The sequence below is a fragment of the Rothia sp. HMSC075F09 genome, assembly GCF_001810515.1.
GTDB lineage: Bacteria > Actinomycetota > Actinomycetes > Actinomycetales > Micrococcaceae > Rothia.
This window is the reverse complement of the sequence record NZ_KV801798.1, coordinates 272,269-280,000: the sequence shown is the minus strand read 5'-3', so window position 1 is coordinate 280,000 and position 7,732 is coordinate 272,269. Positions and strand designations below refer to the sequence as shown.

The 7,732-nt window shown below is 63.4% G+C and carries 6 protein-coding genes; all 6 read right to left on the bottom strand.

Annotation, left to right across the window (positions count from 1 at the left end; all coding sequences use genetic code 11):
* Positions 1–256: 256 nt before the first annotated feature.
* The 6 genes from fabF to dprA all read right to left on the bottom strand — a co-directional run bounded on the left by fabF (position 257) and on the right by dprA (position 7,708).
* Positions 257–1,528, bottom strand: coding sequence for a beta-ketoacyl-ACP synthase II (gene fabF / locus HMPREF2749_RS08545; RefSeq protein ID WP_049327098.1), 1,272 nt, complete (start codon positions 1,526–1,528; stop codon positions 257–259).
* A gap of 219 nt (positions 1,529–1,747) precedes the next feature.
* Positions 1,748–1,990: an acyl carrier protein gene (locus HMPREF2749_RS08540; protein WP_005506250.1), complete on the bottom strand. Its 243-nt coding sequence runs from the start codon at positions 1,988–1,990 to the stop codon at positions 1,748–1,750.
* A gap of 204 nt (positions 1,991–2,194) precedes the next feature.
* A complete protein-coding gene (locus tag HMPREF2749_RS08535; RefSeq protein ID WP_049357073.1) occupies positions 2,195–3,220 on the bottom strand; it encodes a beta-ketoacyl-ACP synthase III in 1,026 nt (341 codons plus the stop codon).
* Between the two features lie 117 nt (positions 3,221–3,337).
* Positions 3,338–4,237: an ACP S-malonyltransferase gene (locus HMPREF2749_RS08530; protein WP_070594084.1), complete on the bottom strand. Its 900-nt coding sequence runs from the start codon at positions 4,235–4,237 to the stop codon at positions 3,338–3,340.
* A gap of 337 nt (positions 4,238–4,574) precedes the next feature.
* On the bottom strand, positions 4,575–5,720 hold the full coding sequence (locus tag HMPREF2749_RS08525; protein ID WP_070594082.1) for a tyrosine recombinase XerC: 1,146 nt from the start codon (positions 5,718–5,720) through the stop codon (positions 4,575–4,577).
* Positions 5,721–5,995: 275 nt separating this feature from the next.
* Entirely contained in the window at positions 5,996–7,708 is a 1,713-nt protein-coding gene (dprA, locus tag HMPREF2749_RS08520) for a DNA-processing protein DprA (RefSeq protein ID WP_246823520.1), read from the bottom strand.
* Between the last annotated feature and the right edge of the window lie 24 nt (positions 7,709–7,732).

Sequence of the window (7,732 nt, the reverse complement as noted above, 5' to 3'; positions counted from 1 at the left end):
CCCCAGGCGCTGAAGAGGGGGCACTCCCCCGCTTCGTGTGTTCTGGTCGTCTTCTCAAAACAACTAACCCACGGAAACAGGGTCGCCCGCGATAGCTAACTATCACAGGCGACCCTGTACGTATCAAAATCGGTGAGGGCGCGGTCGGGAATGCGTGGCGGGGGCTCCGTCCTCAAGGCGCCCCAGCGCCGCAGAGGGGGCACTCCCCCGCAAGCATTGTCCGACGTGCCCTTCCTATGAGGCTGTCGAAGAGTTTTTAGCCCTCTACGGAGCGGAATGCTACAACCGCGTTGTGACCGCCGAAACCGAAGGAGTTCGACAGTGCCACAATCTCACCAGCGGGCAGCTCGCGCGCCTCGGTCACCACGTCCAGGTCAATCTGGGGGTCCTTGTTGTCCAGGTTGATGGTGCAGGGTGCGGTGCGGTGGTGCAGCGCCAGTACGGTCAGCACTGCCTCGAGGGCACCCGCGCCGCCGAGCAGGTGGCCGGTCATGGACTTGGTTGCGGAGACGGCAATGTTCTTGGTGTGCTCGCCGAAGGTTTCGTGCATTGCGGTTGCTTCGGGCAAGTCACCGGCGGGGGTGCTAGTGGCGTGCGCGTTGATGTGCACGACGGTCTTCGGGTCGATGTTGCCGTCTTCGAGGGCTTCGCGCAGTGCGCGGGTTGCGCCGAGTGCTGCGGGGTCCGGTGCGGTGATGTGGTAGGAGTCGGCGGATACGCCGGTGCCTGCCAGTTCCGCGTAGACGCGTGCGCCGCGTGCCTTGGCGTGCTCTTCGGATTCGAGGATGAGGGCTGCTGCGCCTTCACCCATGACGAAGCCGTCGCGGTCGACGTCGTAGGGGCGGGATGCCTTTTCGGGTTCGTCGTTGCGGGAGGAGAGTGCCTGCATCTTGGCGAATGCTGCCATGGGAAGCGGGTGGATTGCTGCTTCGGCACCGCCGACGATGACGACATCTGCCTTACCGCTGCGGATCATTTCAGCACCGAGCTGCATGGCTTCGGTGGAGGATGCGCATGCGGAGACGACGGTCTGTGCTGCGGCGCGTGCCTTGAGGTTCATGGAGACGGCTGCTGCGTTGCCGTTGGGCATGAGCATGGGAACGGTCATGGGGAGGACGCGGCGGGGGCCCTTTTCGCGGAGGGTGTCCCATGCGTCGAGAAGGGTCCACACGCCGCCGATACCGGTGCCGAAGGCTACGCCGGTGCGTTCGGGGTCGACTTCTTCTGCGGAGTCGGCGTCGGGGCCGGAGAACCCTGCGTCTTCCCATGCTTCGCGTGCGGCGATGAGGGCGAGCTGGCCCGAGGGATCCAGGCGCTTTGCTTCTACCTTGGTGAGGCGGCCGGATTCGAGGGCGGGCACGGCGAGCTGGCCTGCAATGTATACGGGCAGGTCGTATTCCTTGACCCAGGGGTGGTCGAGGGTGGATACACCAGATACGCCCTTGGTTGCGTTTTCCCAGGTGGTGGGGACGTCGCCGCCAATGGGGGTGGTCGCGCCGAGGCCGGTCACCAGCACTTTTCGAGACATTGTGGCACTTTCTCTTCGGTGGTCGATTTGGTGGTTTATCCGGTGGTGTGTGGATAAAAACCTGTTGGACCCGGGGTTTACAGTGGGCGTTTTCACGCCGTGGAGAGTGCAGTCATCGCACCCTGTGTGTTCCCGGGGGTATGTTGGATTGAAAGCTGAGTGAATAGCGATGCGGCGCGGGCCGGTGAGAGCCCGCGCCGCCTCGTTATTGGTTATAGCTTAGGCAGCGTTCGCGATGAACTCGACTGCGTCGCCAACGGTCTTGAGGTTCTGGACCTCTTCGTCCGGGATGGTCACCTCGAACTTCTCCTCAGCGTTCACGACGATGGTCATCATCGAGATGGAGTCGATGTCCAGGTCCTCGGTGAAGGACTTGTCCAGCTGAACGTCCTCAACCTCAACGCCGGTCTCTTCGTTAACGATCTCTGCCAGACCTGCGAGGATCTCTTCCTTGTTAGCCATTCAGGGGCTCCTTTGTTTTTTCGATGGTCATCGCACCCGCCGGGTGGGGGTACGCGTGCATTACCGAGTTTATCGTGTCTGCGTGGTGTACGCATGCGTCAACTCGGAGTTTGTGGGGATGCTTTCCCGCTTTCTTTTCTTTCTCGCGCACCGGCGCTGTGCCGGTCGTGAGGGTCGGGGAGCATCGGGCTCCGGTGGTTTTCCTTAGGGAAGGACGACTACCTGAGCTGCGAATGCCAGGCCGGCACCGAAGCCGATCTGCAGGGCGAACTTGCCGGAGAGTTCCGGGTTCTCCTTGAGCAGGCGGTGTGCGGCGAGGGGGACCGATGCGGCGGAGGTGTTACCGGCATCAACGATGTCGCGTGCCACTGCCACCGCGTCGGGAAGTTTGAGGGTCTTGACCATCTGGTCAATGATGCGGGCGTTTGCCTGGTGCGGGATGAGCGCGCCGAGCTCGTCGGGGGTGATGCCGGCGGTTTCGAGTGCCTGCTTGGCGACCTTCGCCATTTCCCATACTGCCCAGCGGAAGACGGAGGGGCCGTCCTGTCGCAGGGTGGGCCAGATCTTTTCGCCTTCTTCGACGGGGTTTGCGGCGAAGTCGCGGTTGCGGATATCCAGCAGGGAGTGGGTCATGCCGACGGTGCCCCAGCGGGAGCCGTCCGAACCCCATACGGTCGGGGCGATGCCGGGTTCGTCGGAGACGCCTACGACTGCTGCGCCTGCGCCGTCGCCGAGCAGGAAGGAGATGGTGCGTTCGGTGTTGTCGATGAAGTCGGAGAGCTTCTCAACGCCGATGACCAGCACGTGCTTTGCGGTACCCGCGCGGACGAGGGCGTCTGCCTGGGCGATACCGTAGCAGAAACCTGCACACGCTGCGGAGATGTCGTATGCGGGGCACTTGGAGCCGATTGCGTCGGCGACCAGGGTTGCCAGGGAGGGGGTTGCGTAGGGGTGCGAAATGGTCGAAATGATGACCGCCTCAATGTCCTCACCGGCTACACCGGATGCTTCGAGAGCATCCTTGGCGGCACCGATGGCAAGGTCTGCTACCGACTGGTTTTCGCTGGCGCGGTGGCGGGTTGCGATACCGGTGCGCTGCTTGATCCACTCGTCGGAGGAGTCGATTGCCTCAACGATGTCGTCGTTGGGGACGATGACCTCGCCGCGGGCTGCGCCGTAACCGAGGATGCGGGAGTAGCGGTTGATTTCGTACTGCTTGAGGGTAGTCACGTATTCAATCCTTAGTGCTGATGCTCGCAAGACACTGTGTGCCTCGCATGTCTAAAGTGCATGTCTAGTGTGAAGGGTTCCTAGCGCGGGGAGGGCTGGGTGCTCTCCCCCCGGCGTTTAGCCCTTCAGCGAGGCGAGGTCCTCGGGAGTGTTGATGGAGGTGCCGGGCACGCCGCGCATCGCGCGCTTTGCCAGGCCGACCAGGGTGCCTGCGGGGGCGACCTCGATAATGCCGGCGACCTCACGCTCAAGCAGGGTTGCCATGCACAGGTCCCAGCGGACGGGGCTGGTGACCTGGGAGACGAGGGTCTCGACGAACTCTTCACCGGATTCCACGGCGGAACCGTCGCGGTTGGTCAGCAGTGCGGAGGTCGGGTCGGAGACCTGCAGGGACGCGGCGAACTCTTCCAGTGCGGGCACGGCGGGTGCCATTGCCTCGGTGTGGAATGCGCCAGCAACCTTCAGGGGGATGACGCGAGCGCGTGCGGGCGGGTTCGCGGCGAATGCCTCGATAGCGGGGATGGGGCCTGCGGCTACGATCTGGCCGCCACCGTTGGAGTTTGCCGCGACGAGGCCTGCTGCGTCGATGGCTTCGCGGACGTTTTCTTCAACGCCGCCGAGTACTGCAGCCATGCCGGTCGGGGAGGCGGCTGCCGCCTCCGCCATGCCGTTGGCACGCACGCGCACGAAACGCATTGCGTCTTCGTCGCTGAGCACACCCGCGAGGGCTGCTGCGGTAATTTCGCCAACAGAGTGGCCCGCGAAGATGAGCTCTTCACCCTCAAGTTCGCGCAGTGCGAGGCGACCGGTGACAATGCCAGCAGCGACGATGAGGGGCTGGGCGATTGCGGTGTCCTTGATGGTTTCTTCTTCGGCTTCGGTGCCGTAGTGAATCAGGTCGATGCCTGCCGCTTCGGAGAGTCGTTCCAGGTGCTCACGCACACCTTCAATCTCGAGCCAGGGGCTCAGAAAGCCCTTCTTCTGGGAGCCCTGTCCGGGGCAAACGAGTGCGCGCATGCGGTGCGACCTTTCTGGTTTTTAGTACTCGTACGCGGTGCCGTTATAGAGACGGAGACCACGGTTAGTCTGTTACCTATGCTACCTTGTTCAGCTGCCCTGTATAAACATCACTGTGCAGAAACTTTGGACTGCGCGGGATATTTAGGCAGACATTGAACAGTGTATAGCTTAGAACGATTTTCCCCATTCGTACAGTTCAGCCGCACAAGGTTCAAATAGAGAGACATTACACGGCGGCGCTCAGCACACTATTCAAAGCACAGTCCAACACAGCCCCGCACGGCCCAACACACTCCCCCGCATCGGTGCGTTCCCCCTTAGAGGCGTGAACACCCTATGCTCGCGGATGCGCCCGCGCATATGTCTCCGCCAGACGCCTCATCGACACGTGCGTGTAAATCTGCGTGGTCGCCAACGACGAATGTCCCAGCAGCTCCTGCACCGAACGAATATCGGCACCACCATCCACCAGGTGAGTCGCCGCCGAATGACGCAAAACGTGCGCACCCGACGCCTGAGTATTCTCCACCGTGCGCAGCAGGCGGGTCAGGTCCTCACGAATCTGGCGGGTATTCGCACGCCCGCCCCGAGGGCCAATAAACAGCGCCGTCACGCCCTGAGACCCCTCCGGAATCCACTGCGGACGACCATAGGACACCCAACGATTCAACGCCTTAAGCGCCGGGGTGCCCAGCGGCACCACGCGCTCCTTATTGCCCTTACCCAGCACGCGCACCGTCTTATTCGCCCGGTCCACGCTCTGCAAATCCAGGCCCGTCAGCTCAGAAATACGCATGCCCGAAGCGTACAGAACCTCAACCACAGCTTCCAGGCGCAACAGGCGCGCATCACGAGGATCCTGCGCCCGACGCTCCTGCAGGGTAGTCAGCAGCTGGTTCATCTGCTCACGGCTCAGCACCGGCGGCAGGTGATTCTCCCGCTTGGGGGTGCGCATACCGCGGGTCGGGTTAGCGTGCACCAGCTCCTCCTCCTGAGCCCAGGTGAAGAACGTACGGAGGGTCGAACCACGGCGCGCCACCGTAGAACGAGCCGCCTGCCGCAGATGCAACGAACCCAACCACTCACGAATCAGGGACGCATCAATGCTGTCCAGATGCCGCACACCGCGGCGCGCCATATAGCCGAAGAAGCCCTCCAAATCGGAGATATACGAGCGGATTGTCTCTTCGGAACGGTGCTTCTCATAGCGCAGAAAACGCTCAAAACGGTCCAGGACGGGGCGGAACATCTCGCCGGAAACGCCCAGCGCCGATTCGGGTAGAGCAGAGCCGGGTAGGGCAGAACCTGAACCCTCAGCATGGGTTCCGGGATGATCGGCGGCAAGGCTGCGGGTGTAGGTCACCGGCAGGGTCGTGGAGGGAGCATCATCCCGGTTTGCAGCCCGGTATTCTTCCCGGTTCTCGCGCCGGTTTTCTGCCTGGTTTTCAACTCGGTTTTCGTGCTGGCGGGCGGGGGTCATGCGTCCCTCCTTTCGGGTTTCTGGTTCCTGGCTCTGCTCTGGCGGCGTTGATGCTTCTCGACGTTGTATTTCTGCCCCCGGCGTATCTGCCGATAGCGCGGCGGGGTAGGCTCCGCGCCAGTACGCGCAAGCCTACCCCAATTGTAGAGAGGTTCTACGCTCTCCACGCACCGCCCCGTCATGACGTGCCGTCCCGTCATGACCGACCGGCGTATCCCGCTATAGCCGGGGTGTTCGGCTGAGGTGTTCAGCTGAGGTGTTCAGCGGGGGCTCTTCTACGCAGCGACAGCCGGGCGGACCTTCCGCCAGCTCGTTCCGCTACTCTCCGCCAGACCGCAGCGACCCAGGTGGAACAGGTCAGCCATCACGTCGCGAGCGCTCAACCCGAGGGCTGCGGCAATCTCGTCCACGCCACGGTAGGAACGCGGGCTCAAATCGTCCCAGACCCTACCCTGTCGCTCGGTCAGCTCATCCAGCGCGCTGGAGGAGGCAGCCTGATCCCACTCGCTCTCGTGCTCGGTGCCCAGCTCAAACCCTGCGGCGGCATCGTACTCGAGGATGTCGGCGGCCTCGGTGAGTGTTTGCGCTAGTCCATCGCGCAGCAGACGGTTCGTGCCCACCGAGTTCGGCGAATTAATCTGCCCCGGAACCGCCCAGAGGGTACGCCCAATCTCCATTGCGTGACGAGCCGTATTCAGGGCACCGGAACGCCAGCGCGCCTCCACCACAATGGTGTGCCGCGCCAACGCCGCAATCAGGCGGTTACGCTCCAGAAAACGCCAACGCGTGGGGGTGTTACCCACGCTCACCTCGCTCATGATGAGCCCGCGGTCAACAATCATATTCAGTGCATCCGAGTTCTGCGCCGGGTACAGCCGATCCAGCCCACCCGCCATGAAAGCGATGGTCGGCAGGTCGCTACCCTGCTGGGTCAGTGCCGCCCTATGCGCCGCAATATCAATGCCCATCGCACCGCCAGAAATCACCGTGTACCCGCGGCGCGCCAGCTCAGCGGCAAGGTGGGTCGTCGCCTCCGTACCGTAGATGCTCGGGTCACGCGAACCGACCAGCGCCACGCTCGGGGCAGAGGCCACATCCAGCAGGTGCCGCGAATCGCCTCGGCACCACAGCCCGTACGGTCGAGCAGGCCCCAAATCGTTCAGCTGCGGCGGCCACAGCGGATCGGCGGGAGTGACCAGCCACGCCCCGCAGGTTGCCGCCATGTGCGCCTCCGCGTTCAGGGTGCGTTCCATGCGGCGGTTCCAGCGCAGGCGGCGGGTCGCGAGCGCCTTGCCGAACTTATCGCGGCTCATCTGATGCTCACCCGGCGTGTAGTAGCCATTCGCGCTACAGAACAGGGCGGACTCCCCTTCCGCGGGTGCGCCCACCGAGTGCAAATAATCGCTGAGCTGCGTATCCGGTTCGCCGTGCTCCCAGGTGTGCGCATCGGGGATGTGCCCGGTCAGCAGGTAGTGCAGGGTCAGCGGCGCTCCCAGGGTGGTGAGGGATTCGACCACGAGCTCATCGGCGGGTTCGGCGTAGCGCATCAGCTGGGCGGTGCAGCAGCGGATGTACTCGCGGCACGCCGCCTCAACCTGCTCCGCGCTGAGGGCGGGGTTGAACAGGGGTGCTGGATTGAGCAGAGGCACAGGGTCAGAACCGCTGGAGGCTGTACCCGCCGCAGGTTCGGGGTGCTCACCCTGTGGCACCTCGCTCTGCTGTTCCTCCCCCGGCTGCTCTTCCCGGCTCAGGTCCTGCAGGTTCATCTGTTCCAGGTACACCGGGTTCAGGCAGGAGGTGAGGAAACCCGGCAACCGCGCCGCGTTATAGGGGCTCGGTGAGGGTTCGTTCCCCAGCGACAGAATATGCGCCACCCTCTCACGCACCAGGGCGTGCGCATCCAGGGTGCGGCCTGGCAGGCGGATCTGCAGTTCCTCCTGCACAAAATCCTCCGCCGCGCGCTCTTCTGGCACATGCTCTTCAGGCACGCTCACTTCTGGCACACACTCGTC

Bases quoted from the DNA above. Each gene is read 5' to 3' on its own strand.
- fabF (WP_049327098.1), bottom strand. From the start codon at position 1,528: ATGTCTCGAAAAGTGCTGGTGACCGGCCTCGGCGCGACCACCCCCATT.
- HMPREF2749_RS08540 (WP_005506250.1), bottom strand. From the start codon at position 1,990: ATGGCTAACAAGGAAGAGATCCTCGCAGGTCTGGCAGAGATCGTTAAC.
- HMPREF2749_RS08530 (WP_070594084.1), bottom strand. From the start codon at position 4,237: ATGCGCGCACTCGTTTGCCCCGGACAGGGCTCCCAGAAGAAGGGCTTT.
- HMPREF2749_RS08525 (WP_070594082.1), bottom strand. From the start codon at position 5,720: ATGACCCCCGCCCGCCAGCACGAAAACCGAGTTGAAAACCAGGCAGAA.